Annotated in this window: 22 protein-coding genes and 3 pseudogenes; 14 read left to right on the top strand and 11 right to left on the bottom strand. The window is 71.3% G+C overall.

Translation table 11 applies throughout. The features are described from left to right. Positions 1-1,175: 1,175 nt before the first annotated feature. On the bottom strand, positions 1,176-1,793 hold the full coding sequence (locus tag ABD369_RS33885) for a hypothetical protein (protein ID WP_344640456.1): 618 nt from the start codon (positions 1,791-1,793) through the stop codon (positions 1,176-1,178). Between ABD369_RS33885 and ABD369_RS33880 the strand changes: the two genes are divergently transcribed. Beyond that, positions 1,792-1,992: a hypothetical protein gene (locus tag ABD369_RS33880; protein WP_344640455.1), complete on the top strand. Its 201-nt coding sequence runs from the start codon at positions 1,792-1,794 to the stop codon at positions 1,990-1,992. The genes ABD369_RS33885 and ABD369_RS33880 overlap by 2 nt on opposite strands. Positions 1,993-2,136: 144 nt before the next feature. Next, a pseudogene (locus tag ABD369_RS33875) lies at positions 2,137-2,645 on the top strand (glycosyltransferase); the annotation flags it as partial. Positions 2,646-2,852: 207 nt separating this feature from the next. Here the strand turns inward: ABD369_RS33875 and ABD369_RS33870 are convergent. From ABD369_RS33870 to ABD369_RS33850, 5 genes and pseudogenes are all read right to left on the bottom strand, one after another. Next, on the bottom strand, positions 2,853-3,470 hold the full coding sequence (locus ABD369_RS33870) for a class I SAM-dependent methyltransferase (RefSeq protein WP_344640454.1): 618 nt from the start codon (positions 3,468-3,470) through the stop codon (positions 2,853-2,855). 325 nt (positions 3,471-3,795) lie between these two features. Continuing rightward, positions 3,796-4,791 (bottom strand): aromatic acid exporter family protein, encoded by a 996-nt coding sequence (locus ABD369_RS33865; protein ID WP_344640453.1) that lies wholly within the window; start codon positions 4,789-4,791, stop codon positions 3,796-3,798. A gap of 778 nt (positions 4,792-5,569) precedes the next feature. Continuing rightward, a complete protein-coding gene (locus ABD369_RS33860; protein ID WP_344640452.1) occupies positions 5,570-6,016 on the bottom strand; it encodes a hypothetical protein in 447 nt (148 codons plus the stop codon). Between the two features lie 5 nt (positions 6,017-6,021). Further along, entirely contained in the window at positions 6,022-6,468 is a 447-nt protein-coding gene (locus tag ABD369_RS33855) for a cupredoxin domain-containing protein (protein ID WP_344640459.1), read from the bottom strand. A gap of 384 nt (positions 6,469-6,852) precedes the next feature. Beyond that, a pseudogene (locus ABD369_RS33850) lies at positions 6,853-7,008 on the bottom strand (S1 RNA-binding domain-containing protein); the annotation flags it as partial. 573 nt (positions 7,009-7,581) lie between these two features. Between ABD369_RS33850 and ABD369_RS33845 the strand changes: the two are divergent. The 8 genes from ABD369_RS33845 to ABD369_RS33810 all read left to right on the top strand — a co-directional run bounded on the left by ABD369_RS33845 (position 7,582) and on the right by ABD369_RS33810 (position 13,244). Further along, positions 7,582-7,848, top strand: a complete 267-nt coding sequence (locus ABD369_RS33845) for a hypothetical protein (RefSeq protein ID WP_344640451.1) — start codon at positions 7,582-7,584, stop codon at positions 7,846-7,848. A gap of 168 nt (positions 7,849-8,016) precedes the next feature. After that, the gene (locus ABD369_RS33840; protein ID WP_344640450.1) at positions 8,017-8,586 is read left to right on the top strand and encodes a TetR/AcrR family transcriptional regulator; all 570 of its coding nucleotides are present in this window, start codon (positions 8,017-8,019) and stop codon (positions 8,584-8,586) included. A 73-nt stretch (positions 8,587-8,659) separates the two neighbouring features. Beyond that, complete coding sequence (locus ABD369_RS33835) at positions 8,660-9,889, top strand: GDSL-type esterase/lipase family protein (RefSeq protein WP_344640449.1); 1,230 nt, start codon at positions 8,660-8,662, stop codon at positions 9,887-9,889. Beyond that, a complete protein-coding gene (locus ABD369_RS33830; RefSeq protein WP_344640448.1) occupies positions 9,886-10,524 on the top strand; it encodes a DUF7003 family protein in 639 nt (212 codons plus the stop codon). Before ABD369_RS33835 ends, ABD369_RS33830 begins: the two co-directional genes overlap by 4 nt. A 385-nt stretch (positions 10,525-10,909) precedes the next feature. Further along, positions 10,910-11,233, top strand: coding sequence for a hypothetical protein (locus ABD369_RS33825; RefSeq protein WP_344640447.1), 324 nt, complete (start codon positions 10,910-10,912; stop codon positions 11,231-11,233). 289 nt (positions 11,234-11,522) lie between these two features. Further along, on the top strand, positions 11,523-11,723 hold the full coding sequence (locus ABD369_RS33820) for a hypothetical protein (RefSeq protein ID WP_344640446.1): 201 nt from the start codon (positions 11,523-11,525) through the stop codon (positions 11,721-11,723). A 187-nt stretch (positions 11,724-11,910) separates the two neighbouring features. After that, on the top strand, positions 11,911-12,960 hold the full coding sequence (locus ABD369_RS33815) for a protein kinase domain-containing protein (protein WP_344640445.1): 1,050 nt from the start codon (positions 11,911-11,913) through the stop codon (positions 12,958-12,960). Next, a complete protein-coding gene (locus tag ABD369_RS33810; protein ID WP_344640444.1) occupies positions 12,957-13,244 on the top strand; it encodes a hypothetical protein in 288 nt (95 codons plus the stop codon). Before ABD369_RS33815 ends, ABD369_RS33810 begins: the two co-directional genes overlap by 4 nt. Before the next feature lie 167 nt (positions 13,245-13,411). Here the strand turns inward: ABD369_RS33810 and ABD369_RS33805 are convergent, their stop codons facing one another. Both ABD369_RS33805 and ABD369_RS33800 read right to left on the bottom strand, forming a co-directional pair. Beyond that, positions 13,412-14,707 (bottom strand): nucleotidyl transferase AbiEii/AbiGii toxin family protein, encoded by a 1,296-nt coding sequence (locus ABD369_RS33805; RefSeq protein WP_344640443.1) that lies wholly within the window; start codon positions 14,705-14,707, stop codon positions 13,412-13,414. A gap of 12 nt (positions 14,708-14,719) precedes the next feature. Next, entirely contained in the window at positions 14,720-15,409 is a 690-nt protein-coding gene (locus ABD369_RS33800; RefSeq protein ID WP_344640442.1) for a hypothetical protein, read from the bottom strand. 262 nt (positions 15,410-15,671) lie between these two features. On the opposite strand from ABD369_RS33800, the gene ABD369_RS33795 reads away from it, so the two are divergent. Next, positions 15,672-17,246: a phytoene desaturase family protein gene (locus ABD369_RS33795; protein ID WP_344640441.1), complete on the top strand. Its 1,575-nt coding sequence runs from the start codon at positions 15,672-15,674 to the stop codon at positions 17,244-17,246. A 330-nt stretch (positions 17,247-17,576) separates the two neighbouring features. Here the strand turns inward: ABD369_RS33795 and ABD369_RS33790 are convergent, their stop codons facing one another. After that, positions 17,577-18,308, bottom strand: a complete 732-nt coding sequence (locus ABD369_RS33790) for a class I SAM-dependent methyltransferase (protein ID WP_344640440.1) — start codon at positions 18,306-18,308, stop codon at positions 17,577-17,579. A gap of 338 nt (positions 18,309-18,646) precedes the next feature. Here ABD369_RS33790 and ABD369_RS33785 point away from each other — a divergent pair, with 338 nt between their 5' ends. Then, positions 18,647-19,474: an MOSC domain-containing protein gene (locus ABD369_RS33785; protein ID WP_344640439.1), complete on the top strand. Its 828-nt coding sequence runs from the start codon at positions 18,647-18,649 to the stop codon at positions 19,472-19,474. Between the two features lie 286 nt (positions 19,475-19,760). On the opposite strand, the pseudogene ABD369_RS33780 reads toward ABD369_RS33785, so the two are convergent. Next, a pseudogene (locus ABD369_RS33780) lies at positions 19,761-20,147 on the bottom strand (AAA family ATPase); the annotation flags it as partial. Between the two features lie 58 nt (positions 20,148-20,205). Then, complete coding sequence (locus ABD369_RS33775) at positions 20,206-21,603, bottom strand: hypothetical protein (protein WP_344640438.1); 1,398 nt, start codon at positions 21,601-21,603, stop codon at positions 20,206-20,208. 545 nt (positions 21,604-22,148) lie between these two features. Between ABD369_RS33775 and ABD369_RS33770 the strand changes: the two genes are divergently transcribed. Both ABD369_RS33770 and ABD369_RS33765 read left to right on the top strand, forming a co-directional pair. Continuing rightward, positions 22,149-23,366 carry an MFS transporter gene (locus ABD369_RS33770; RefSeq protein ID WP_344640437.1) on the top strand — a complete coding sequence of 406 codons (1,218 nt, stop codon included), beginning with the start codon at positions 22,149-22,151 and terminating at the stop codon, positions 23,364-23,366. A gap of 264 nt (positions 23,367-23,630) precedes the next feature. Then, the gene (locus tag ABD369_RS33765; protein WP_344640436.1) at positions 23,631-25,562 is read left to right on the top strand and encodes a hypothetical protein; all 1,932 of its coding nucleotides are present in this window, start codon (positions 23,631-23,633) and stop codon (positions 25,560-25,562) included. Positions 25,563-25,575 lie beyond the last annotated feature (13 nt).

Genomic DNA, 25,575 nt, shown 5'->3' with positions numbered 1-25,575 from the left:
TTCGCTACGACTCGGGTGGAAGGCCCGGTGCGTCGTGGCGACTGAAGCCATTGTTAGCGGGCCCGGTGGCGGGCTCCAAGGGGTCGGAAACGGCCGGTCTACGACGCGGTGTCGTAGGAGCGTCGCCCGTCGGGGTTCCCGGGGCGCGTCGTTCTACCCGCCGCCGTGGGGCTGAAACCTGGCCTCCGGGCCCGTTTTCGAGTTCCGTGATCACGGCTCTGAACTGGGCTGATGTGGGACCGGCCGGTCGGTGGCGGCCCCGGCGGCCCCGGGGTGGCCGCGATGGTGGCCGGATGGCCGCGGGCCCGGTGGGGGTGGTCCACTATGCGGGGTAGCGGAGTGTCTGCCGCGTGTGGCCACCGTCACGGGCAACTTAAACCTAATTGCCCGATTTTCCCCTTTTAGGGCGGCTTTAGGCCCCGAATGCCCCCGCCGGAATGTGGCCCGAGCCACAGGAAAGGGAGTGACGCGGGCCGCAGAGTGCGCCGGGTTGCCGAAAGCAATGTGGCCCAGGCCACAGGCCGAAGAGCGCCAAGGACCGCGAATACCTGCCCCGGCGCCGACCGCGAGCGGAACGGGGTGGAGCGGGGCACCGGGTCAGGAACGCCAGTCGCAGCCCCGCCCCGCGCCCCCCGCGCCTCCCGCGCCCAAGCCGTCCAGGATCTCGAGGTCCGCCCGCCAGGGCCGCACGGTTCGGGCACACCGGCCGGGCAGGCCGAGCGGGGTGGACGCTCCGAAACCCGCGTCGGACGCAGGTCGAGGTCGGTGTCCCGGGCCGGTTCGGCTTCCCCGGGGTCCGCTTGTCGGCCACGAGTACCTCGGAAAGGCGGAGTCCGGTGTGGCGTAGGCGTCGGAGCCCCGGGAGCCCGTTAGTATCCGATGTCAGGGAGCCGGAGACACCCCGGAAAACGCAGCCACGGACGCCCCGCCCGGCAAGAGCCAGGCGGGGGCGTCCGTGAGGCAGAAAAGCGCCAACCGCGGCGTGGTCCGGTTCTCGGCGATGTTCCGGCGCCGGTCAGGCCACCGCATCGCGATCCCGGACCACGCTATCGCCGGTCACGGAGAAGGTCTTGACCGAGCACGTTCCCGATCCGTCGAGGTGTCCACGGCCCCTCGACCGCCCTTTTCGCGATCGTCAAGACCATCATCGCTCAGGCCTTTCAGGGAAGACCTGATCAGTCCCAGTCGCCCCCGCGGTCGCCGCCGCCCTCGCGGTCGCCGCCGCCCTCGTGGTCGCGGCCGCCACCCCCGTAGCGGTGGACCACCCGGAAGCTGGCCAGCACACCGTTCTTGACGAAGACACTCTCGACGCAGTGCGGGTTCACGCCGTCGGCCGAGCTGCGAGGCCCGACGGTGGCGATCGGAGCTCCGTTGTCGCACACTGCGCCGCGGAAGACCTCGACCGTCTTGTGGCTGTCGTTGCGAATGTTCAGGGTCCTCGCGCCCAGGCCGCTGACCACGGTGATGCAGCCGTCCGAGTGGGCGGAGTACGTCCGCTCGTTGATGTGGATCCGGCCCTCGTGGTGGCGGTGGTGCCGGTGCTCACGGTGCTCACGGTGCTCGCGGTGCTCGTGTCCCTCGTTGCCCTTGCTTCCATTGTTGTTGTTGTCCCTCCCGTCGTTACCGGTGGGCGCCTGAGCGGGAACGGCCACCTGCTGGACGGCTGGGGCGGCTGGGGCGGCTGCCTGACTCGCCGGCTGCGAGGCGGCCGAGGTGTAGGAGAGGCCGGTCGCGGCCAGGGCCGCGGCGGCGCCGACGGCCGCGGTAATGGCGGTGGCGCGGGTGATCTGCATGGAACTTCTCCTGTTTCCTGAGCGGTCGGCTAGGCCGCCGACCGGTGATCTGAACGTAACGACGACACTCACATCGGGCATCTCGAAGGCCAAGGCCAGGGAGCCGAACGAGGTACCAGCACAGGGCATCGAGCAGCCCCTGAAGCGTCAAATCATCTGGAAAACAGGAGAATTGATATGGTTTAGCCCTTCGGATTGAACCTGACACCCGCTCACACCATCGGCCGCCGGAGCGCCTGGAACCGCCGACACGACGGGATAAGCCGCCGTCAGGGAAACAGGCACCTCAAGAACAGCGCCCCTCCCGCTGATGCCCGCGGCCCACAGGCCGTGTCCCCACTCCGCACGCCCGCTGTCAGTGGGTTTCAGCAGCATGCCCGTGCGGACATCGACGAACGTCGCCCAGGCGGCCATCGAGGCGATCCGAGCTCAGGGCCGCCGCGCGGTCGTGGCCCGCGGCTGGGCCGACCTGGCCCTGATCGACGACCGGGACGACTGCTTCGTCGTCGGCGAGGTCAACCAGCAGGCACTGTTCCGTCGGGTGGCCGCAGTCGTGCACCACGGCGGCCAGGGGACCACGGCCACCCGGGCCGGGGCACCTCAGGTGGTGGTACCCCAGGCGGCGGACTCGTACTGGGCCGGCCGGGTGGCCGGCCTCGGCATCGGCGCGGCGCACGACGGGCCGACGCCGACCACCGAGTCCCTGTCGGCCGCACTCAGCACGGCCCTGACCCCGAGACCCGCACCCGAGCGACCGCCGTGGCCGCCATGATCCGCACCGACGGAGCGGCAGTGGCCGCGAAGCTGCTGCTCGACACGGTCAGCCCGGAGAGGCCGCCGGGAGTCGCGTGAACCACGGGCGACCGCCCAGCCCGGGGTGCGGCCCGGCGCCGGGCCGCACCCCGGGCTGGGCGTCCTGTGGATCTCGGCGGCCGTCACGTCCGCCGGCCCGACGACGTGTCCGGGCGTGCCGGCGTTGTTGATCGGCATGTCCGACCGGTCGCTGTCGCTACGGCAGCGAATGGTTCTGGCCGGGGTCCGCCTTCAAACAGACCCTGGCTAGTCGGCGCGGCGAGCCATCACGTATGCGCGACGGGTCTCCGCCTCCTGCGGGTGACTGGTCCGCTCGAGGCTCGCCTCCACCGTCAGACCGACGTCCTTCAACCAGCCGATGACCCTCTCGGTCTCGAAGAAGCGGAAGTCCACGTCAACCTCCAGTCCCCACCACTCGGCCAGGTGCCTTACCTCGGTGCCGACGTGGAACGCGACAAGGACCCTGCCGGAAGGCCGCAGCACGCGCCGCATCTCCTCGAAGGCCGCTCGCATCTCGGACGGTTCGAGGTGGATGACCGAGTAGAGCGCAACGGCCGCCCCGAACTCGCCGTCCTCGGCAGGGAGGCGCAAGAGATCGCCGACACGGAACTCCGCCCGAGGATGTTCGCGGCGGGCGATCCCCACCATCGCCGGCGAGAGATCGATCCCCACCGACCGGACACCATGGTCCGCAAGCCAACCGGTCACATGTCCGGGCCCGCATCCCAGGTCGGCGACCGGCCCGAGGCCGTCCGTCTGTTCCAGGAGCGCTGTGAGCAGCGCCCGGTCCAGCGGCTTGTGCGTGAGCTCGTCGCCGATCCGTCCCCAGTACTCCGAGGCCACGCTGTCATAGCTCCGACGCACCTTGGCATGATCTCGCGGTCTTGTCATCCGCCAAGCATCACACGGCAGTTGGCCCAGACGCACCCTACTTCTGTGGACTGCCGGGCCGTCTGCCTCCGAGTTCGTGAGCCAGGTCGGACAGCACCTGCACCGTAGATCCCGACTTCCACTGTCCGTGGGCCCGCCTCTCAGCCCAACTACGGCTCTGAACTGCGGAAACACTCGTTGCGTCACTTCTTCCAGTCGGAACCGCTGGGCCGATGGGCGACATCGTGTGTCCGCCCTGGCCACCGATCCGGCGATTGCACTCGCCGCGGGCCTGGGAAAACGACGACTCACTGCGGAATCAGGCCTGCCGGGGCGCCGGAATGGCTTCGGTGAGCCGGTCCGCATGGTCGAGGTCGGCGAGCAGACGCTCGACATCGGTCATCAGCGATCCGTACACGTGCCAGGCGCCAGGCTTGACCAGCGCGCCCCGTTCGATCAGTTCGGTCATCAGCCCGTGCCAGTCCGTGGCTTCGTCGATGGCTCGGCGCAGCCCGCCGCGGGCATCGCTCCCGCCAGAGCCGGCGGCCTGCCCGGAGCCGGCGAATGATCCCACCGCCTGCCCCGCCTCCTCCAAGGTGGTGGCGTACCGGTCGAGGAAGAGCTGGCCCAGGTGGTGGTCGGCGTGCCGGTCGTCCACGTTGTCGGCAAGTGTCCTGGCGATGCCGCGGACCTGGAAGGAGACCCGGTGCAGGGCGCGCAGCGCCTCGCCGTGGGGCAGCGGCTCGTGCCTGCCGCGCACCGCGCACCGCGTGTTCCAGCGCAGGCTCTCCTGACCCTGGCGGACGTCTTCCTGCGCCTGCACCACCAGTTCCTCCAGGTGCCTGCCCCGCTCGAGCCACGCGTGTGCGCGGTCGGCGTGCTGCCGTTCCCGCAGTCCACGGCCCATGTCTCCGAGCAGCGTCCCCATGGCTGCGGCGAGGTCGCGAACCGAGGCGTCGGAGGCGGCCAGGTGGAGCGGCGGCAGGATGAGGGCATTCACCGCGATCCCGATCGCCGCACCCATCAGGGTCGCCAGGGTCAGCGTGACCACGTGTCCCATCGGAGCCGCCGTCGCCGCCGTCAGGGCGAGCATCGCCGTCGAGGCGATCTGCAGCCGATTGTCGGAGCCCCGGCGACCGCCGGTCACCAGCGCGATGGCCAGGATCGCTGCGGCGCTTCCTGCGGCCGAGCCGAGCAACCACACGACCGCCACGGCCAGCGACAGTCCCGTTACCCGGGCAGCCACGCTGCGGACGGCCTGCGTCACCGAGCGGTAGACGGTCGAGGCGTTGACCATGGCCAGCGCAGTCGCCACGGCGAGGTACTGCTGTGCTTCGGGGAGCCACCACGAGGAAATCTCCCAGGCCAGAAGGGTTGCGACCAGTCCCTTGGCGCTCCGCGTCAGCGCTGTGGCCGCCCGCCCAGGGCGCGCTGCCCAGGAGCTGCTCGCCAACCGCAGGGCCCGGCGTGCCGATTCCGACCACCGTGCGACGCCGACCGGGCGCCCCAGCAAAGCAGCGAGTGTCATGTTCTGCTCCGTTCAGTGCGGCAGTGCAACCCGCACGGGCCGCTGAAGCCCCTGCCTTCGGAGGGGCAGCGGAAGGTATGGGATCGAACTCGTCCAGGTCAGCGGCGTCGATGACCCGGCAGTCGGTGCGCTCCTGGAGACGGTGGCCGTCCCGGCCGGATTGCGCGCCCGTAGCGATGGCGGCCGCTTCGGTCATCGCCGTACCGGGAGACGGCCGCAGTCCGGTGGACGGCCGGGTTGGGCACCGCCACGGCCGCGCCGCTCACCACCAGGAGCGGGCTCGTCACCGAGGCCGGCACGGCGAGTGCGGCACGACTGGTCGTTCGAACAGCTGATTCATGAGCTCTCCTTCCTGCTCGACCCGTCCCCCCTCTCGGTCAGGCCCCGAGCGGCGCTCCGAACCGATGCAACACGAACGACGCTACCTCGAAATATGTTGAAAGTTGCACTTCCGTTTGTGTGAGGTGTCTCATCCCTCCACACCGAAGGGCGGGCCGTGCGGCGCAGCGGTGCACCTCTCCGCTGTCCTCGACAGCTGCGACGCCGAACGTCGGCGGCACCGCGCTCAGCGCGGTCGGCCGGTGATCCGGAACCCGGCGAACGAGGTCACGGTGCCGACGGCTACGGCGACCGCGGAGGCGGTCTTCTCCGGGAACCAGGTGGGCTCGTACATGTTCGGTAGCGGACCGATCGCTCCCACGTCGACGTACCGGTAGAGCACCACGCAGACCAGCGCGGTGAGGGACACCAGGAAGGCGAACGCCCACACCGGCCGCCGCCGGCCGAGGAGCAGCACGAGGAGCGCCGCCAGCGACGCCGCGGCCGCTTCGACTCGGAACAGCGTGCCCTGGCTGATGTGCTGCCCGACCGGGTCGTAGGCGGGGGCGAGGTCAGCGTGGATGTAGGCGTCCGCGGCCAGCGCGGCGGCGGTCGCCACTTGGAGGATCCGCAGCGCGAAGGTCCGCAGGCCGGAGGCGGTCCGGTGCCGGCGGTCGGTGGGAGGGGGAGCCATCGCTTTCACCCGGTCGGACTTGCCGTGGCGCTCCCGGGGGCCGGGGATGCCGGGCCGCTCCCGCCGACCTGGAGGTGGGTCTCCATACCCAGCGCCCGGTGGTTGTCGATGGGACACCACAGATCGTAGGACCCCGCCTGGAGCGTGACGGTGAGCTGCTCCCGGCCGCCGGGCGGGATGGTCGAGGTCTTCGCGTTGGAGACCCCGGGCCCGGAGACGGCCAGCGAGTGTGCCACGGCCCCGGCGTTCTCCACGACGAGCGTGTACGTACCCGGGGCCACCGTGGTCTGCGAAGGGCTCACTGAGAACTCCTTCTCCGTAACGGTGATCGTCGCGGATGCCTGCCCGCCCGGAGCCACACCCGCGCTCGCAGCCGCGCTTCCGGTTGGAGCCGGGGTCGGACCGCTGGAGCACGATGTGGCAGCGGTCAGCGCCGCGACCGCCAGGAGCATCGTCTTGCCGAGTGTCAGGCCCCGGGCCCGGTAACGCCGGTATGTCGTGATGCTGCTCATGCTCCGGTTACCCCGTGGTGCGCTGCAAGCGGACGATCCGAAACGGTGCACGGCCATGTTCCCGCCTCTCTTCCTGGACGAGATTGACCCAAGTGCCCGGCTGTCCGGACGACGACACTCTCCGCCGACGGGCCATCCACCCAGTCAGATCAGGACGGGCCGACGGGCGGGCTCTCCCGGCTCGTCAGAGCCGAGAACACGGCGATCGCACCCCCGGAGGGGCTGACGGGGCCGACCACGACGGCGGGCGGTGGCCGCTCCTCACAGCTCCGCGGCGTGCACTTCACCGGATCCCGAGGGGCGGCTATCCCCCACACCCGCCCCTGGGTCGTCCTGCAGCGCTTTGAGGGACAGCAGTGCCCGTTCTCGCACCATGTCGACGTCAAGGACTTCCGCCGTGATCCGTCGACCGACCGCGACGACGTCGGAGGGATGGTTGACGGGGCGCCAGGACAGTTCGGAAATGTTGACTTGGTGATCCGGTAGACGTAGGGCAGCACGTCACTGCCCCACAGCGGCCAAGGAGGAGACCGCATCCCGGTGGCGCCCCAGGCCATCCGCGCCCGCTTCGGGGTGCGGGACGGGCTGCTGGCGTCGGCAGGGAGCACTCATCGGGCCATCCTGCCAGCGCCGGGGCCTGCGTCCCTTCGGCTGGGCGAAACCGCAGACCGGATCTGACCCGCGTCGGTGCCTGCTACCGGAAGACCCATGGCGGCCGGTGCAGTTGCGGCCGTCTGCCGGTCGGACAGCGCCGCCCGTTCACTCCTCGGGTAGTGACGGCCGCTCCGCGACCGGCGAGCGACTCCGTCGGAGTCCTGAGGTCTACCGGGACCATCCGTCTGCACGCCGTCGCCAAGGAACACCGATGCCCCTGGGAACCGGAAGCCAGCCGAATGCGTCGATGGCCGTGATGATCACTGGGGGGTTGGTGTGACACCGAAACAGGGTGGTAGGACGACGGGCGGCTGCGCGAGGGACCTGGCGGCCCTGGTCCTCGCCACAGCGGGCACGCTCTACGGCCACACCCGGGTCGTCTCCGCTTGGCACCGCTGTATGAGCCAGGATCACGAGCCCTACCCGAACCTGCTGACGGCCCCGACCCTGGTCTGGGTGGTCATGCTGACCGTGCTGCTCGTTCTTGCCACACTGCTCGACCCTCTGTCGGGAAGCCGCTGGTATCTGTGGCCTGCCATGGCTGCCGTCGCCGCTGTCCTGACCTGGCTGTACGTCCTCGGGATGGTGCATCCGGCGCCGTTGCAGCCGGGCGATCCGTCGGATGCCGCGTGCAGGACCGTCCCGATCTTCCCGTTCACGGGCTAGCGGAGGCGCCTCCGGTGCTGTTCGGCCCGGCGCCACCGCCGGCGGGCGTTCCTACCGCTCCGCCGACGGGGCACGTTTCCACTCAGCCACGGATCTCGACGGTTGCCGACGCTTGCCTAAAGGCATTAGGCAACTCCATAATGGGTGGAGTTCAATGGGAGGAAGGTTATGGCTCGAGTTGGGCTCACCACGGAGCGGCTGGTCAGGGCCGGTGCCGAGCTGGCCGACGAAGTCGGTTTCGACCAGGTGACCGCCTCGGCGCTCGCCCGGCGGTTCGACGTCAAGGTCGCGAGCCTGTACGCGCATGTGAAGAGCTCCCAGGACCTCAAGACCAGGATCGCCCTGCTCGCCCTGGAGGAACTCGCCGACCAGGTCGCCGACGCCCTCGCCGGACGCGCCGGCAAGGATGCCCTGGCCGCCTTCGCCAACGCCTACCGCGACTACGCCCGCCGGCATCCAGGTCGCTACGCCGCCGCGCAGCTCAGACTCGACCCCGAGACGGCAGCTGCCAGCGCCGGTGTCCGGCACGCGCATATGACGCGGGCGATCCTGCGCGGCTACGACCTGGGTGAGCCGGACCAGACGCACGCGGTGCGGATGCTGGGCAGCGTCTTCCACGGCTACGTCAGTCTGGAGGCGAGCGGGGGCTTCAGCCACACCGCGGTCGATCCGCAAGACTCCTGGGCCTGGATCATCGACTCCCTCGACGCCCTGCTGCAGAACCGGACCGCATCCTGACCTCGCGGCCCGCACCGTCCGCCGGCCCAGCACCTGCGGACCGCCCGAGAATCCCGACCGACAGGCTGGCCCCATGAACGCCGAACATCCCTGGATCACCACACCCGTCACCGCGGCCATGCTGCGCGGCCACCTCGACACGGAACGCACGGCGCACGGCCTGCAGCCGCACCGGCTGCCCGCCCGGGCCCGCCGTCAGATCCCCGACGAACAGCTCGCCATGGCCGAGGCCCAGCCCTCCGGCGTGCGTCTTGCGTTCCGCACCCGGGCCACCGCCATCGAACTGCACGCCCTGCCCACCAAGCGGGCCTACCGCGGCCTCCCGGCTCCGGCGGACGGGGTGTACGACCTGCTCGTCGACGGCCGCCTGGCGGCCCAGGCCACGGTGACCGGCGGCAACCTCCGCACGATCGACATGGCCACCCAGTCCGTCGAACTGCACCGAGGCCGGCCCGGCACCGCCCGCTTCACCGACCTGCCACCGCACGACAAGGACGTCGAAATCTGGCTTCCGCACACGGAGACCACTGAGCTGATCACCCTGCGCACGAACGCCCCCGTCACACCCGCACCCGACCGCGGGCGCAGGCGGTGGCTGCACCACGGCAGTTCCATCAGCCACGGTTCCAACGCCGCCCACCCGACCGCGATCTGGCCGGCGCTGGCCGCCGCCAGCGGCCAAGTCGAGCTGGTCAACCTGGGGTTCGGCGGCAGCGCCCTGCTCGACCCGTTCACCGCCCGCGCGATGCGCGACACCCCTGCCGAGCTGATCAGCCTCAAGATCGGCATCAATATCGTCAACACCGACGCGATGCGCCTGCGCGCCTTCGTCCCGGCCGTCCACGGCTTCCTGGACACCATCCGCGAGGGCCACCCGACCGCGCCGCTGCTGGTCGTCTCCCCCGTTCTCTGCCCGGTCCAGGAGCACACCCCCGGCCCGCTCGCGCCCGACTTCACCGGCGGGACGCTGCGCTTCAAGGCCACCGGCGACCCAGCCGAACGCGCCGCCGGACGCCTGACCCTCACCGTCATCCGCGACCAGCTCGCCAGGATCGTCGCACAACGGGCCGCCGACGACCCCAACCTGCACTACCTGGACGGCCGTTGCCTCTACGGCGAACCCGACTACGACGAGCACCCGCTGCCCGACGAGATCCACCCCGACCCCGCGGGACACCGCCGCATCGCCGAGAACTTCGCCCGTCTGGCATTCGGCGACGGCGGCCCCTTCGCCCCCACCGGGCCCGACTCATCAGCTCCCCCGCGAAGTGGAGCCGTGGAATCCGAAACCTTGATCCCATGATGACAGTCTCGTCGATCCTCGGGCAGTTCGACCTCTGCGCGGACAACGCAGAGTTCCCGGACTTGGACAACGGCTACTACTACCCGGTTGACGTGCGGATGCACCTGTTCGGCGACAACACACGCTGGGCTCTGGCCGCCGAACTTCTGGGCTACAACCCGCGCGCCGGGAATCTCATCAACGTCGTGCACCGCTTCGGCAACTGTCTCGCGCAAGGAAAGCCCGGCTTCGGCGAGTTCCTCGACCGGGTGGACAACATGGAGGAGATCGCTCCCAACTACGCCGAGGCCTACGCCGGCGGAGTTCCGGTGGTCGTCCGTGGCACCGCCCTGGCGGTCGACGCCGAGGCCGGCACGCCATTGGCGGACGTCTTCCGCCGGCTGGTTCCGGAGCACCGGGGGCTCCTGCTCGCCGACGAGGCGGAACTGCGAGCCGACGTCCCCGCCGACCTGCCGGTACTGCTGCGGCTCGACGAGTGGCACCAGCCCGACGACTTCGGGGAGACCGCGCCCAGCGAGCACGAGACCTTCCAGATGATCGCGGAGGTTCTGGACTCCGGGGACCCGGCCCGCTACCGGCCGACCCTGCCCGCCAACACCCACTGGTCCCACTGGCCCGAGGCAGGAACCCTGTAGAGCGCTGTTGCCGCAACCCCGCTTCGACAGCCCGGACGTCACCCATCGCATCGTCGCCGGTCGAGGTCGAGTTGGCCAAGTGGCTGTAGTGCCCTGTCCAGGCTCACACCGGCCGCCCCCACTCGTGAACGCCCCCTGGCCCGAGCAGTCGTGAGCCGTCGCTACCCGTCGCCAGAGTGTCAGGTCCATCATGCCTGGTCAAAGGGCATAGCGGTAGGAGGCAGAGCACGCCCGTTCAGTCTTGCCGCGTCCAGTCGTGACCCCGCAGACTCGACGTCATCCACTCTCCGACGCACGTGTCGGCGCCTGCCATCGGCCGCCGACACGTACGTCGTGCTGTCCCGCCACTCAGCGGGGCGGCCGAAGACGCGATGAAGGGGGAACGATGAATCAGGATGTGGTCCTGCGCGCCAGGATGAAGCTGCTCAGCACCGATCGGCGGGTGCTTCACGGGCCGGACGCGATATGGGTCTACCGGGTGCTGACAGAGGTGAACCGGGAGGCATACGGGTCGAAGCTCGCCCACGTACTGATGGAGGCCAGCCGCTCGCATCTGGTGCGGGAACTGCCCGAGAGGAGGCTGGAGTTGCTCGAGGAGGCGGTGGAGGTGGCGACATCCCTCGACACCGCCAATCCGTTCCGGGCGAAGGTGCTCGCCAGAGCACTCGAGGCGCGGCGGATGGAACTCCACGACGGTCAGGCGCGGTAGACAGGCCGGCGGGCGAGGCGAGGACGCGTTCGGCAGGTAGCCGATATCGAATCCCCCCGGAACCAGGTGACACATGCGGCCTGGGCGGCTGTTCTGCCGCTCAGGCCGCCGTTCTCGGTTGGCATCGGCCCGACGCTCATCGCGCCGTCGCAGGTTTGTGCCGGTGCATCACCGCCCAGTGGCAACCGTTCCCCGCCTTCTCGTAACGTCGCGGCGGGGTCAGCCGTGTCGGCAGTTCGGTGGTCCGCTCCGTCGAGCAGCCGCATGGAGATTCCTCGACCGAGAGCGCGTGTCACACATACCGAACAATAAGCACATATGCATACTTATTTCAGCAATTCCCGATGCCGCCTTCCCCTCCTACGCCGGACACGCCGTCAGCGAGGACCCCGTCCGCGCCACCGGCACCGCCCGCGCCACCACGATCACCGGTGGAGTCCGTGTCCAGGACATCACCAAGCGCATTCCCTTCACCATCAGCCGCACCTGACTCAGGCAGCCGAGGTCTCTCCGCGCCCCACCGGGCGGAGGCTCTGTCAACCCCCGGCGTCACGACGGCGCTGCCACGTCCCTTCATCCCGCACGGCTGCGTGCCGGGTGCAGGCCCCACCCGTGGCGCCTCCTCCATCACCGACGGCAGGCCGCCGTCGGGCCCACCTCCTCCTTCTTGAGGCACCATGCCACCGCACCTCCCGACAGCCGCACCGCCCGCCACGACCACGGCGCTGCCCCTCCAGAACCGCCCCGGCGGCCGGCACCAGCCAACCGCGCCTGCCCAGCACGGCCCCACCACCTCCCGCGTCACCTCACCCGAGGGCCCCGCGATCCGACGGCGCCGCGGCTGCCCGCACGGCCGAACCGCAGACGACCTCCTCGGTGTCCCCGTAGCCGGCTACACCCCCCTCGAAGTGCTACGCCGCCGGGGCTGCCAGAACGTCTACCGGGCCAAAACCCCCGGCGGTGGACACGCGGCACTGAAGACAACCTGCCTCGACGCCGATCCGAACGCCCTCGCCCGGGCCCGCAACGAAGTCCTCGGCCTGAGGCAGACCGCCACCCACCCCCTGGTCGCCGATCTCGTCGGCCACGGCAACCACGACGGCCTGCACTACCTCGCCACCGCCTGGCAGCGCGGTGTCAGCCTCCACCAACTCCTCGAACACCTCGACCGCTCCATGACCGCCTGGTCACCCACCGGCGCCGAGGTCTTCACCCGCCTCGCCCTCGCCCTGTGCCACGCCCTAGACGGCCTCCACCACCACGGCGTCGTCCACGGCGACCTCAGCCCCCGCAACATCCTCGCCGGCCACGGCACCACGATCACCCTGATCGACCTCGACAGCTGCGCCCGCACCGGCGATCCCGACCCCGCCCTACGGCGCGGCGCCACCATCATGTACGCCGCACCCGAGTGCCTCGCCCCCCGGCCCCGCCCCGTCCCCGGCCCGACCGCCGATCAGTACAGCACCGCCGCGATCCTGTACCGCGTCCTCCAGCAGCGCCACCACCTCCCCCACGCAACCAGACGCGCCACCGTCCGCGAGTTCCAGCTCACCCGCCCGCCACGGCTCCTCACCGGCTGGCCCGCCACCACCTGGCCCGGTCTGGCAGCCGTCCTCCACCAAGCCCTCCACCCCGACTCGGAACACCGCCACCCGACCACCGGCGACTTCACCAGCCATCTCCGCGCGGCCCTCGCCCTCGCCCGCTCCGGAGCAACCCCATGAGCCAACCCGCTCGCCGCACCTTCCTCCTCGCCACCGCCGCCCTCCTCCTCATCGACTCGGGCACCACCACCAACGCCGTGGAAGCCACCACGACCACCCACGTCACCGGCGCCACCAGACCCAGCCTCCGACGCGACGACAGCAGCAGCGTCAGCCGGAGCATCAGCTCCGGCGGAAGCCACACGCCAGGCAGCAGCAGCGAGACCGTCCGGAGCGGAACCAGCGAAACCGGCTACTACAGCAGCACTGACGTCAGCACCAGCGTCGCCTGGCCTGCCACCTGACCCCGTCGGTCTCGCCTTCGGCTCCGGTGAAGACGATCGCGCCCACCGCAGGCAAGCCGACCCCTCCGACAGCAAGCGCGGGCCGGCGAGGACGCCGCCGAGCCCGACCCCCTCACGGCGGCCGCCGCTCTGCGCGCACCCTCGGGACCACCGGGCGCACGCCGTCGTCAGCCCTCGCCGTCGGCCGCCGGCTGCTCGGTGGCGGGCTCCGCCGTGTAGCGGTCGAGAGCTGTCCTCAGCCCCCTGGTACGCCAGTCCGACTCGCCTCCGAGATGCCCGGCCACGATCCGGTGCGCCTGTTCGAGGTCGCCGCCCAGCAACTCGCCGGTGACCACGAGGGAGTTGTCCGTCCGCATGTGGCACCCGGACATCCGCTGCTGCACCTCGTCCATGCCGTCCCGCGCCAGCACCTCGCGGTACTCCTCCACCAGCGGGGCGAGCCAGGACGCGCGCAGCGCGTACTCGCTCCGGCCGCCGAAGGTCGCGGCGAGCCCGGCTAGCAGCTCCGCCGGATACTCCTCCCACGGTTCGGCGAGCTGCGGATAGTCCTTGGCGAACTCGTCCCAGTCCACGTCGAGTTCGGCGATCTGGTCGGGCACCACGGGCCAGCGCGCCCAGCCCTCGTCGGACTGGGTGAACACCTGTCGTAGCAGCTCGTACGACACCTCGGCGGAGCGCGCGAGCAGCACCGCGTCGTAGAGGTCCTTGCCCTGCGGGTGGTTGTCGGAGATCAGCCAGAGGATCTTCCAGGCCAGTGAGAGCTCCGGCGTGGCGGTGAGCAACTCCCCCTCAACACCAGGGAGTTCGGAGGTCTGCGGGGCAGCCGGCAAGTGCTCGGTGAAGACGAAGTCCAGCTGGACCATGCCGCCCGGAAGGCCCGGCGCCGTCCACGGCAGCACCAGGCGCCGGCCGGGGACGCGGCTGTAGGTCCAGATCTCGTCGGCGACCGCCTGGTCGGCGTGCAACCGCACCCGGCCGGACAGCCGCTCGGCGTCGGCGGCGAGCTGGCCGATCATGCGGTCGGTGCGCTCGTCCTCCAGCTCCCAGTCCTCCGGCCGCACCACGAAGTCCAGATCGCCCGGCTCCCGGGCGGCCTCGCCGTACCAGGCGCGCAGCAGCACACTGCCGCGCAGCACCAGGTGGTCGGCCCACTCGGACCGGGCGACGGCGGACAGCACGGTGTTCAGCGCCTCACGGCGGGCGGCCTGCCAGCGCCCGGCGAGCTCCGGGTCCGCGAAGACGGGCTCACTCGGCCGCAGGGCCCGGGTGTACCCGGCCAGCGCTGGGTCGAAGACCGGCTGCTGGGTCACCACCTCGTCGTCGATCGGGCGGACGCTCCTGGGCAGGTCGAGCTTCTCGCGGATCTCCTCCGTCGGAGGCTGCTTCGGCAGCAGCACCGCCTCCCACGGCCCGTAGTCCAGGCCCTTCCACTCGATGGCCCGGTCGGTTTGGTCGTTGGTCATTCTCGGCGTCCCCTATCCGTGGTGCTTGGCGGTGTGGTTCTCGGCTATCCAGCCCGCGTCCAGCGTCTCGTCGCTGTCCAGCGCGACGAACTCGCGTTCCACCGAGGCGATTCGGTGGCCATCGGCGGTCAACTCGGCGAGCAGCGCGTCCAGTCTTCGACCGGCGGTGGCCAGCCCCACCAGGCGGCACCGCTGGGTCACGAACCGCTCGCGCAGGCCGTCCGCACGTACCCGGCGAGCATTGCGCGACAGGTGCGCGCTGTGCCGGGCGGCCAGCTCTGCAAGACCGTCGGGGTCCTCGGAACCGGACAGCAGCAGTTTGACGTGGTGTTCGAAGTACCTGTGCGCCCCGTGCTGGGCCGCATCGCCGTCCGACGCCGGGACGCCCTCCGCCCATGGTGTGGCCTCGATCTTCAGCCGCAGTACGGTGAACCCGGCCTGTGCCATCCGATCCGCCGTCCGAGCGGTCGCCGCCGCGGCCTCGTCGATGGTGCCGGAGGCGCGCAGGGTGAGCATCGGCTGGGACATCGCGGCGCCCTGGGCCAACAGGATGTGGGTGAACTTCAGGCCGTGGTCGGCGGCCCATCCGGCCAGCGCGTCGGCGGCAGCCGGCGCGACCGTCAGATGCACTTCGAAGTCCCCGCACAGCGAGGGTGGGTCCGGCTGGCCGGTACGGCCCAGGTCAGAACAGGTGGCGAGCATGGGAGCATCGTGACAGGCCCCTCTGACAGCGCGGCTCCGGGGGGCACGGCCCAGGCCGCGGAGACTTCGGCGAAGGTCAAGCCGGCACTCTCGGAGCGGAGCGCGGGCCTCCGACGGCCTGCCGGCGCTGCGTTCCGGCCGGTCCGCTCGCCTCGGCGAGTGCCCCGGCCTTCCACGGAACGGCCGCACCGGTGGGCCTCCGATGACGATCCGTCCCGCGCGACTACTGGCCACGGACGCCCGGTGTTGGTAGGACAGCCTCATGCAGCCCGCGCCGGAGGTTCCCGCCCGCTCCTCCTACGACGCCGTGATCGTCGGCGGCGGACACAACGGACTGGTCGCCGCGGCGTACCTGGCGCGGGCCGGACGCAGCGTCCTGGTACTGGAGCGACTGGACCACACCGGCGGCGCCGCCGTCTCCGCCCCGGCGTTCCCGGGTGTGCCGGCCCGGCTGTCGCGGTACTCCTACCTGGTGAGCCTGCTGCCGCAGAAGATCGTCGACGATCTGGGCCTGCGCTTCACGGTCCGCCGCCGGCGGATCTCCTCGTACACCCCCACCGTGCGCGGCGGGCGGCCGACCGGGCTGCTGGTGGACGCCGCCGATCCGGCCCGCACCGCCGCACGGTTCCGTGAACTCACGGGATCGGAGAGGGAGTTCACCGCCTGGCAGGAGTTCTACGCGATGACCTCCCGGGTGGCCGAGCGGGTCTTCCCCTCCCTCACCGAGCCGCTGCCCACCCGCGAGGAACTGCGCCGCCGGGTGGACGACCCGGTGGCCTGGGCCGCCCTGTTCGAGCAGCCCCTCGGCGAGACCCTGGAGCAGACCTTCGCTGACGACCTGGTCCGCGGCGTGGTCCTGACGGACGCGCTCATCGGCACCTTCACCAACGCCCACGATCCGTCGCTCCGTCAGAACCGTTGCTTCCTCTACCACGTGATCGGTGGCGGTACCGGCGAGTGGCACGTCCCGGTGGGCGGCATGGGCGCGTTCACCGACGCGCTGGTCGATGCGGCCGCAGCCGCTGGCGCGGAGCTGCGGACCGGCTGCGAGGTCACCGCTCTGGCCACCGATGGTACGACCGCCGAAGTGACCTACCGCGCCGGTGACACCGAGCACCGGGTCGGCGCCCGCCAGGTGCTGTGCGGGGCGGCACCCGCCACACTGGACCGGCTGCTCGGCCGACCCGCCGAACAGCCCGGGCCGGAGGGCGCGCAGCTGAAGGTGAACATGTTGCTGCGCCGGCTGCCCCGGCTGCGCGACACCGCCGTCGACCCTCGGGATGCCTTCGCCGGGACCTTCCACATCGCCGAGTCGTACACCGAATTGGAGACGGCCTACCGGCTGGCCGAGGCGGGCCGGGTTCCCTCCGCCGCTCCCTCCGAGATCTACTGCCACTCGCTGACCGACCCGTCGGTCCTGAGCCCCGAACTCGCGGCCCAGGGGTACCAGACCCTGACCCTGTTCGGCCTCCAACTCCCCGCCCGCCTCTTCACCCAGCACGGCGAAGCAGCACGCGAGGCCGCACTCAAGGCCGTCCTCGAACCGCTGGACGCCTGCCTGGCCGAGCCGCTCGCGGACTGCCTGGCCGTGGACGAACGCGGCCGCCCCTGCCTGGAGGTGAAGACCCCAGCCGACCTGGAACGCGATCTCGGCCTGCCCGGCGGAAACATCTTCCACCGGGACCTCGCCTTCCCGTACGGCGATCCGGCCGAGAACCGCTGGGGCGTGGCCACCGAGCAGCCCAACATCCTGCTCTGCGGCGCCGGCGCCGTTCGCGGCGGGGGTGTCAGCGGCATCCCCGGCCACAACGCCGCCATGGCGGCCCTCGGACGCTGAGGTCCTGACCCAGGTGCCGCTGTCCGAACCCCGGCCACAAAGGCCCTGCCGGCGAACCCGGTCATGCCTACCGGTGATGTGGCGGGTGGGGTGGTGGCGGTGGGGCGGTGACCGTACCGGATGCGGGTTCCGCTCGAAGATCATCCCACGGCGGACTGGCTCCCGGTGGCCAGTGATCGTCGGCGGTGATCCGGCCGGTCGACCCGCGGCCCGGCGACCCCCCGGTGTTAACCGGACGGTTCCATCGTCCGCGCGACGAGCTCCGCCGGCCCGCCTCTTCCCCACGGAGCGGGCGCCATAGCGGGCGGCCTGGACGGCCGTCCGGCCTGCCTACGGCCGGCGGGCGATCGTGATGATCTCCCGGCTCGCCGGGGAGACGGGACCGCGGCGCCAGTCGCCGTACCGGGCCTCGATCTCGAAGCCCGCCTCGGCGAGGAACGCGTCGAGCGCCACCACGTCCGGAAAGCGCAGGCTCGTGCGGTCGAGGCGCAGCACGGTGCCGTCGGGCTCGGCCGTCGTCTCGCTGAACGTGACGACGTCGTCGGTGACGGCTTCGACCTCGTGCCAGACCCGCAACGCGCGGCCGGCCGCGTCGGTGACGTCCGAGGCGTTCGACGGGTTCCAGCCCTCCCAGGCACGCGCCTGCGGATGGCGGGTCTCGAACGCGAACCTCCCGCCGACGCGCAGCGAGGCACGGATCGCGGCCAACGACGCGCGGACATCGTCGTCGGTGACCAGGCACTGGAACGCATGGCTGGTCATCGTCGCGAGGTCGAACCTGGACTCCCACCCCATGGTCGCCGCCGTGCCTTCGACCCATTCGACGTCGCCCCGGCGCCGGGCACGGCCCAGGGCGGCGTGGTCCGGTTCGAGGCCCACGAGACGCCCGGCATGGCCGTGCTCACGCGACCAGTGCAGCATCGAGCCGGTGCCGCAGCCGACGTCCAGTACCGAGCCCGCGGCCATGACCAGCTGGGTGTAGAACGCGTCTGCGGGCCACCGCTCAGGGTCCCACGGGTTCAGCAGGTCATACAGCGCGGCGGCGTCAGCGTCCGAGTACACGGCGACAGTGTCCGCGGTCCTGCGGCCGTCATCAACTGGTTATTGCGGCAAGGCGTTTGCTGAACGGTTGCGGGGATGGCCCTTGCCGTGGCGTTTCGCTGCCGGTCCGCTCCTGCTGCTCACTGCTCACTGCTCACTGCTCACTGCTGATGGAGCGTCATGAGCGCTATGGACCGGTCAGGTCCGACCTCCGCGAGCGCAACCACGCCGTCAGCCACTTGCCTCGGCGCACCCCCAACTCACCTGTGGCATCGGGTAGGTAAGATCACCGACGGCCCTCGTCCACGTGGGCCTCTCCTCCTCTGCTCACCCGTAACTCATCGCAGACAGGGCAAGACATGGCCAGCGTCGTCGAGTTGTCGTACTACCCCGTCAAGGGATGCGCCGGGACGTCCGCACGCGAGGCGATGATGACGCCTGCCGGTCTCGCGCACGACCGCAGCTTCATGGTCATCAGCGAGGACGGTGTGTTCCGGACACAGCGGCGGGACCCACGGCTGGCCCTCATCCAGCCCGAGATCAGTGCTGACGGCGAGCGACTGACGCTCCGCGCTCCGGACTCCGACCCGGTGGGCATCGATGTGGACACCTCCGGCCCCCGACGGCAGGTGAACCTGTTCGGGGCCTCCTACAGGGGCATCGACCAGGGCGAGACGGCTGCCGCCTGGCTGTCGAAGGTGCTCGGCGCAGGCAGCAGACTCGTGCGCGTGCCGCCGGAGCACGCTCGCGTGACCGACGGCAGAACACCCGGTACTTCCGGCTACGCCGACAGCTGCGCCGTGCACGTCATATCGCGCGCCACCCTGCGCCTGCTCAACGAGCGGATGGCCGAAGGCGGCAGCCACCCACTGCCCATGAGCCGCTTCCGCCCCAACATCGTGCTCGACGGCTGGGACGGACCCCACACCGAGGACCGCGCCCACCGCATGACGATCGGCGAAACCGAGCTGGGCTACGCGAAGCTCGCCATCCGCTGTGCCGTCGTCATGGTCGACCAGGACTCCGCGGCGAAAGCGGGCCCGGAACCGCTCCGCACGCTCGCCACCTACCGCCGGGCGGCACAGGGCGGCGTCGCGTTCGGTTCCAAGTACGCCGTGCTGCGGCCTGGCAAGATCGCGGTCGGCGACGACGTACAGGTCAGCCTGTGGGGCGAGACCGAGCTGTAGGCCGCCGGTCGGCCACACGGGGATGGTGCATGGAAGATCGCCCACGATGCCATCCACCTGAGTGAGGAAGTCACCTGAAGAGAAGGCGAGTTGGAGTCAGCGACCATCTCACGGACGATCTCCGCACCGGGGCCTCCGGACGCTCGCATCGATCCGGCACCCACGAGCCGCGCGGGAGGCCCTGACCTCGTACGTGGCCTTCGGGCGGGTGCGATCCCATCCTGCGAGGCCTCACCGAGCAGCGGGAGCCGGTCCGATGACGACCACGCGTGCCCAATCGGGCGGGCAGCCCGCGGCCGGCCCGTACCAGTCGCACAGCCCGGTCCGGCGGGGCCATCGGAACGCCGTGTGTCGCGGGATCGTCTCCGACGATGGGCAGCCCCGAGAAGTCGGACGGCTCGTGCACGCTGGCGATCACGGTGGTGAGCGGAAGGTCCAGAGCCGCGGCGAGCTGGGTCAGGGCGGCGGTCTTGCCGATCCCCGGCTCACCCCACAGGAGCACCGGCAGGTCGGCAGCCACGGCCAGCGTCAGGGCCTCCAGTTGCGTGTCGGGGCGCGGTTCGGTGGTTGCGTCGCGCAGCAGGGCCAGCAACTCGCTGGCGACGTCGAGTTGGGAGGTGCGGGCGGAGCCGGAGGGGGCGCCGGTAGCGGCGAGGGGAGTGTATGCGGGCATGTCTGATCACCTATGGGTTCGTAACGAGTCGTGGGAGTGCGAGGGGGAGGCCCCCGGGTCAGCGGAATGTCGTGTGGCGTGGGTGCGAGCGGTGGTCACGGGGACGGCGGCTGCCCGGTCGGATCCGGCCGGGACCGGGTTCGACCAGTCCTGCCCGGAACATCCCGTAGGCGATTCGCCGCTGTGCGGCCGCCTCCAGTTCGTCCCGCAGTTCGCCGCTGCGCATCAGCGCGTCGGGGCCCAGCAGACCCTCGACGACGGCCAACGCACCGGCGGCGTCGCCATGGTCCAGACGTTCGCGGACACCGGTGAGGCACTCCGGACGACGGTGCGCCTCGTCGATGGCCTGCAGGCAGGGCAGCGGAGTACCGGTCAGGGCCGCCAACAGCTCCTCCCGGCGGATCTCGGCCGGGTCGTGGTCCAGCGCGGCCAGTACGCCGTTGACCAGGCCGATCCGGTGCCGGGCTCCCCGGCACTCCACGAGGCGCGGTTGTCCTGTCCGCTCCGGCGTCCGGGGCGGGGCGGCCGGCGAGTGGTCCGGCACCAGCGCCGAGGCGACCAGCGGGTGCAACCGATCGGCGTCGATCAGACCGGTGCGGAGCAGGTCAAGGTCGGGGAGCGCCCAGGTCGCCGCGTCGGGCAGGACGGGCAGCGCGGAGGCACCCGCGTCCTCCGTGACCGCCGCGATCCGCGGTCTCGGTGGCTCGAAGCCGTCCCGGTCCTCGACCGGTTCCAGGACCAGCCGATGCCGGGCCCCGAGGCGCACCGTGACGGGGCCGGTCGGCCGGCCCTCGGCGCGGAGCAGAATCCCCGCCTCGGCGCCCCACCGGTCCACGGCGCAGCGGTACCCCTGCGGTGGCGCCCCCAGCCGGTCCGGATCGATCCCGGGATGACGGTCGGCGGGCGGCAGATCGGCCCCGGACCGGCTCCGCAGTTGATCGCTCCTGTGCGCGTCCCACAGATGGCGGTGCAGGTCGAGGCGGAACCGCGGGTTGGGGTGCGGATGCAGGCGGGCACCGCTCTCGGAGCGGAGTCCGTCCCACAGTGCGAGGCTGATCCGCTGACCGGCGTCCGCCCATGCCGGCGGAGTCCGGACCACGAGGTGCACGGGGCCGGCCCCGTCACGCCCCGCAGCGTCGTACCGGACCAGGGCGATGGTCAGGCCCGGGCGCAGCAGCCCGTCCGGGACGATTCTCGGCATGTGCCAGCGCAGCAGATCAGCAGCCAACCGGCGGAGATCGGCCCGAACCAGGGCCGCGAGCTCCCGACCGTGAGTGCGTGCCAGGGAGCGCAGGTTGAGGTCGACATCGACACCTGCGGCGGTACACGCTCCGGCCCAGTCCCCGGCATGACGCCGGGCGGTCGCAGTCTCGATCATGGAGGGCGGCACGGCGAACTCGCGCACGCGCAGCCAGAGTGAAAGCCGGGAATCCCCGTTCGCGGTCTGAGTGAGCATCAGCACTCACCTTGCGCGGACGGGACCCCCGATCTGTTGAGAGGTCGAGTCATCATCGCGGGGAGCATATCGCTCCCCGCCCCGGCCTGCCACGAGATTTCCAACGGGAGCCATCCCCGGTCCTGACTGCGGATGCGGCGGGCACGGGCTGCGAGTCGATCGCGAGGGCAGGTCGGACCAGTTGATCGGCCGTCCAGCGGTGCCGGTCGGCGGCCTTCGTGGCTGACGGCTCGGCCACTTGTCCGGCCACGCCGAAACTCCCCTTCATCCCACGGAGGATGCGCCGAGAAGTCCCGTGGCCGTCGACGGTCTGATCGGCGGCCGTTCCACCTCGATACCTGACGATCCGTCGCGTCTTTGAACGGCAGCTTCACATTTCCGCCTTCACCATCAGTCACAGGATCTGTCGATATCAAGTATCTTGATGTCGAGATTGATGCCGAGATAGATGCCGAGCGTGGAACGGAGCCTGGAACATGCGGTGGGACGGGGGCGGACTGGTGGCGCAGCTGAGGCGGCCGCCGGGTGGGCGGGATGCGCGGATCATGCTGCTCGCACAGTGCGTGGACCGGACCGGGACGGGGGTGTGGGCGGCGGCTTCGGTCCTGTACTTCACCTTCGTGAGCCGGCTGGACGCGCGCCAGCTCGGGCTGCTGCTGGGTGTGGGGGCGGTCGCGGGGATCGCCGGCTCGCCGCTGGCGGGGCGGGCGGCCGAACGGTTCACCGTGCGCGGCCTGTTGATCGGCTGTCATCTGCTGCGACTGGGGACCATGTGCCTGCTGCTGGTCGCCGACGGCTTCGCCGCGCTGCTGCCCGTGGTGGCCCTCACCTGCCTGGGAGAACGAGCGGCCAAGACGCTGGAGATGCTCTTCGCCACTCGGATCGCGGGTGAGCGGCGAGGTGTCTACCAGGCGCTGTTCCGCAGTGTGGCAAACGCCGGGTACGCGCTCGGCGCGGGGATCGCCGCGCTCGGCCTCGCGGTGGGCACCACGAACGCCTACCACGCGCTGATCCTGGCCAACGCGCTCTCCTACGCACTGGCCGCCGCCCTGGTCTGGCGGACCCGGGAGCCGGCCGGCCGCGGACTGGTGGCGGCACCCGGCGACGGCGAGCCGGCCGAGGACCCGTCCCCCGCTCCCAGCCCCTGGCGGGACCGCGGCTACCTGCTCTTCGTACTGCTCGACATCCCGATGAACCTGGACGACTCGGTACTCAACGTCGGTCTGCCGCTGTGGCTCGTGGACCACACCAGGGCGCCGCACGCCGTCGCCCCCGCCTTCCTCGTGATCAACACCGTGCTCGTGGTGATCCTGCAACTCCGCGTCTCCGCCCGGGCCGAGGGTCCGAGGCGGGCGGCCGCGGCGGTGGGCTGGTACGGGACGACCCTGCTCGCCTGCTGCCTGGTACTGGCGACCGTCACCGGCGGCGGGGCGTGGTCGGCCTCGCTCGCCATGCTGGCCGCCGCGATGCTGGTCACCCTGGCCGAGCTGATGCGTTCGGTGAGTTCCTGGGAGCTGGCGGTCAGCCTCGCGCCACCACGGGCCCAGGCTTCCTACCTGGGGGTGGCCGGGATGTCCCAGTCGGTGCAGAAGTCGGTGGGCCCGCTGCTGCTGACCGGCGCGGTGATGACGGCCGGCCCGGCGGGCTGGCTGGCGCTCGGCGCGGCGGTCACCGGGCTGAGCCTGCTGCAGCGGCGGGCCAGCCTGCGGCGGTTGGCGGCGCTGACCGCGCCCCGGCGCTCCGTCAGCACCGTCGCCGGTTAGTGCTTCAACTAGTGCTTCAACTGCGGCGGTCGTGACGTGAGTTCAGGCTCTTGGTTGACCAGGCCAGGGCTGGGAGCACCTCGGCGAGTCGCACGCTGTCCGCGTCACGGCTGGACCTGCGGCGAGGTCGCCCCGGGCGGCACGGATTCCGGACGGGCCACAGACCGTGGCGGAAAACCCTGTGGTCGGGTCTGTGGTAGTGCCGTCGGGACTGCGTCGCGCGGTGCCCCGATACTCGGGTGATCACCGATCAGAGGGCTGGCGATGCGACCCAAACTGAAGTCCGACGTGCTGTACGTGCCCACCGGTGACGGGGTGCACGTGTTCGGCGCCGGAGCCGATGTCGCGCTGCGCGGCCGGTCCGCCTACCAGTGGTTGGACCGGATCGCGCCGTATCTCGACGGTTCGCGGGAGTTCGACGACCTCGTCCGTGATCTCCCCGACGACAAACGCGCTGTGGTGGAGGCGCTGGTGCGCCGGCTGCACGCGGCCGGCTGCCTCGTGGACGCCACCGAGGACCTGCCGCACGGCCTGACCGCAAGGGAGTTGGAGACGTACGCGGCCGACATCGCCTTCGTCGAGTACCACCGGGACTCGGCCGCGCAGCGGTTCGAGTCGTGGCGCAACAGCACGGTGGTGGTGCTGGGTTCGGGTCCGGCGTTCACCGCGCTGGTCTGCTCGGCGCTGCACTGCGGGGTCCGCCGGCTCCGCGCGGTGCGGACCCCCGAGAACGCGACGGACACGGCCCGACTGGCCGAGTCGGCCGTCGAGGCGGCCCGGCGCGATCCGGACCAGACACTGGTCCAGGTCCCGCTGTCCGACGCGGAGGAGGCCGCGCTCGCCCGCGCGGACGTGGTGCTGCACGTGGCCTCGGCTCACGAGGTGGACCGCGCGGTCCGCCTGGCCGGGCTGTGCCGGACCTCGGGCACCCTACTGGTGCAGGGGCTGGTGCTCGACGACGTCGCCTGGCTGGGTCCGGCCGGTTCGGCGTGGGAGTCGGCCTGGCTGCGGCTGGGCGCGCACGGCCCGTTCCGGGAGAGCGAGTTCCTCACCGGCCCGGCCGCGGCGGTGGTCGCCGGGCACCTCGGGCTCGCGGCGTTCCGGGCGGTGACGGGCGTGACCACGCCCGATGACACCAACCTGACCAGGATCGACCTGGAAACCCTGCGCACCTCGGTCCACTCGTTCCTGCCGCATCCGACCGCCCGGCCGGCCCGGCCGGAGGCCGAGGCCCGGTTCGCCGACCGGATCACCCGGCTGAGCAGCGCCGACCCGGTCACCGAGCAGGACTTCTCCGCCCGGGCCGCGCGCTGCTTCGACCCCCACACCGGCATCCTGCGCAGCCTCGACGAAGGGGCCTTCACCCAGCTGCCGCTGAACGTGACCGAGGCGGTGCCGCACCTGAACGTGACCGAGGCCGTGCCGCCGCACTCCGACGGCACGCCCCGGGTGTTCGGCTCGGGTCTGGGCTTCGTCGAGGCCCGGCAGCGGGCCGCGCTGCGCGGCCTCGCGGTGTACGCCGCGGGCGCGGCCGATCCGCGCAGGTTCTCCCCCGGCGGCACCGTGTGGGGCTGGGACCTCGTCGGTCAGCGGGCCAGGGCCGTACCGGCGGCCGAGGCGTTCACCGTCGGGACGGGCCTGGCCGCGCGGTTGAGCTGGGGCGACGCCGTGACCGACGGCATCGCCCAGCACTGCGCCCGCCTGGCGGTGGCCGACGTCTCAGCCCGCCGGACGAATCCGGTGGCCCTGGAGTTGGCCGGGACGGCCCTGGACGCGAGGGCCCGGTGCCATCTCGACCTGCTGCGCTCGGCCCGGGGTTCCGTCCAGGCCGCCGACATCGGCGGCGAGCTCGGAACCCCGGTGCTCGCGTGGTGGCAGGAGGGCCGGCCGGTCGCGGTGACCTGCGGTCCGAACGCGGTGGTGGACGGTCTGGAGCAGGTGGTGCTCGACCGTCAAGCCGCCCTGGCCCGTGAGCCGCAGTACGCGCCGACTCGGATCGACGGGCTCGACCGGTTGCCCACCCTGGCGTCCGGTGTGCGCCGGCCGCGCGAAGCGGACCTGCAGGAGCTGGTCGGCGCCCTGCGGCTCCGCGGGCTGCGTCCGGTCGTGGTGCCGCTCGACCACGATCCCGCGGTCCACGAGCTGCTCCCGACCGTGCTCCGCATCGTGCTGGTCGATGAGTCGAGTGCTCGATGAGCGAGTCCCCGAT

The organism is Kitasatospora cystarginea (assembly GCF_039533515.1).
In the GTDB taxonomy this organism is placed as follows: Bacteria; Actinomycetota; Actinomycetes; order Streptomycetales; family Streptomycetaceae; genus Kitasatospora; species Kitasatospora cystarginea.
The sequence above is the reverse complement of the archived record's forward strand: the minus strand, read 5'-3'. Positions and strand labels throughout refer to the sequence as shown.

What these genes read in the sequence shown, in the direction of transcription:
- ABD369_RS33775 (WP_344640438.1), bottom strand. Translation starts at nt 21,603, where the DNA reads ATGCTCACTCAGACCGCGAACGGGGATTCCCGGCTTTCACTCTGGCTG.
- ABD369_RS33795 (WP_344640441.1), top strand. Translation starts at nt 15,672, where the DNA reads ATGCAGCCCGCGCCGGAGGTTCCCGCCCGCTCCTCCTACGACGCCGTG.
- ABD369_RS33815 (WP_344640445.1), top strand. Translation starts at nt 11,911, where the DNA reads ATGCCACCGCACCTCCCGACAGCCGCACCGCCCGCCACGACCACGGCG.
- ABD369_RS33785 (WP_344640439.1), top strand. Translation starts at nt 18,647, where the DNA reads ATGGCCAGCGTCGTCGAGTTGTCGTACTACCCCGTCAAGGGATGCGCC.
- ABD369_RS33835 (WP_344640449.1), top strand. Translation starts at nt 8,660, where the DNA reads ATGAACGCCGAACATCCCTGGATCACCACACCCGTCACCGCGGCCATG.
- ABD369_RS33825 (WP_344640447.1), top strand. Translation starts at nt 10,910, where the DNA reads ATGAATCAGGATGTGGTCCTGCGCGCCAGGATGAAGCTGCTCAGCACC.
- ABD369_RS33770 (WP_344640437.1), top strand. Translation starts at nt 22,149, where the DNA reads ATGCTGCTCGCACAGTGCGTGGACCGGACCGGGACGGGGGTGTGGGCG.
- ABD369_RS33805 (WP_344640443.1), bottom strand. Translation starts at nt 14,707, where the DNA reads ATGACCAACGACCAAACCGACCGGGCCATCGAGTGGAAGGGCCTGGAC.
- ABD369_RS33830 (WP_344640448.1), top strand. Translation starts at nt 9,886, where the DNA reads ATGATGACAGTCTCGTCGATCCTCGGGCAGTTCGACCTCTGCGCGGAC.
- ABD369_RS33810 (WP_344640444.1), top strand. Translation starts at nt 12,957, where the DNA reads ATGAGCCAACCCGCTCGCCGCACCTTCCTCCTCGCCACCGCCGCCCTC.
- ABD369_RS33880 (WP_344640455.1), top strand. Translation starts at nt 1,792, where the DNA reads ATGGAACTTCTCCTGTTTCCTGAGCGGTCGGCTAGGCCGCCGACCGGT.
- ABD369_RS33860 (WP_344640452.1), bottom strand. Translation starts at nt 6,016, where the DNA reads ATGGCTCCCCCTCCCACCGACCGCCGGCACCGGACCGCCTCCGGCCTG.
- ABD369_RS33840 (WP_344640450.1), top strand. Translation starts at nt 8,017, where the DNA reads ATGGCTCGAGTTGGGCTCACCACGGAGCGGCTGGTCAGGGCCGGTGCC.
- ABD369_RS33765 (WP_344640436.1), top strand. Translation starts at nt 23,631, where the DNA reads ATGCGACCCAAACTGAAGTCCGACGTGCTGTACGTGCCCACCGGTGAC.
- ABD369_RS33800 (WP_344640442.1), bottom strand. Translation starts at nt 15,409, where the DNA reads ATGCTCGCCACCTGTTCTGACCTGGGCCGTACCGGCCAGCCGGACCCA.
- ABD369_RS33855 (WP_344640459.1), bottom strand. Translation starts at nt 6,468, where the DNA reads ATGCTCCTGGCGGTCGCGGCGCTGACCGCTGCCACATCGTGCTCCAGC.
- ABD369_RS33845 (WP_344640451.1), top strand. Translation starts at nt 7,582, where the DNA reads ATGAGCCAGGATCACGAGCCCTACCCGAACCTGCTGACGGCCCCGACC.
- ABD369_RS33885 (WP_344640456.1), bottom strand. Translation starts at nt 1,793, where the DNA reads ATGCAGATCACCCGCGCCACCGCCATTACCGCGGCCGTCGGCGCCGCC.